We start from the raw sequence: 940 nt of genomic DNA on the forward strand, positions 1-940 counted from the left end.
AACGAGATGACACGCTCTGTGCGATGTTGCAGAGACTTCAGTGCTGAATGCAATCTCTTTTTCAGGTCGCGCTTATTTTTGATCGGCTGCCGACGAAGTTGCTTGTCCTTGATCTCTTCCCAGACATGCTCATCGGGATTACGCTCTGGACTGTATGTTGGGAGATAATGCAGGCGGATTTGATGGCGATGCTTGCACACAAATTCACGCACCATTCGCGAACGATGAAATGGCGCACGATCCACAATCAAAATCAGTGGGCGCGTTCTTTTCTCCATCAGTTGCTTAAGAAAATGAATGTACTCTTTAGAGGCAATGGACTTCTCTGTTACGTGATATCTCAACTCTCCTTGAGCCGTGATAACGGAAAGAACATTCAAGCGACCGCGTTTGCCTGTAACAAATACTTCAGGTCGGACACCGCGCGCACTCCAGGTTTTGCCTGAGCGCTCACGCAGATCGATGCCAGCCTCGTCCTCAAAGCCGGTATCGGCCTGAATCTTATTTGCAAAACGTTGAATTTTTGGGAATTCCTCGTTGACGAAATGCTCGACAGCAGCGGGATCTTGCTCACGAGGGATCAACACCGGTTTCTGATAGGTGAGATTCAATTTGTGCAGATGCTGATTGATCGTGGCGGCGACGACATGGACGCCAAAACGCTCGAAAAGCTGCTGCGCTAACAACTCGCAGGTCCAAAGCGTCGTGTCATACCCGAAATCTTCAGGAGTCGACTCGAGAACCGTCCGCTTCAACCACGCCTGCATCTTTTCAGTGACCACAGCTTCCGCACCAGGTGCCTTTTTTGTATCAAGTCCGGGATAGCCATGAGCGCGGAAACGCTTGAGCCACTCATAGATCGTACTACGACTTAAACCGAATATTTTAATGACATCTTCGGGACTGTAACCATTTTCTTCGACAGCATGAACTGCAATTT

Annotated in this window: 1 protein-coding gene; it reads right to left on the reverse strand. The window is 49.0% G+C overall.

What is annotated here, in order from left to right:
* Positions 1–940: IS630 family transposase (locus ACFSJC_RS19995; RefSeq protein WP_386029087.1), on the reverse strand; the 940-nt coding region annotated here is incomplete at both ends.

The sequence above is a fragment of the Thiorhodococcus fuscus genome, assembly GCF_042682685.1.
GTDB classification, from domain to species: Bacteria; Pseudomonadota; Gammaproteobacteria; order Chromatiales; family Chromatiaceae; genus Imhoffiella; species Imhoffiella fuscus.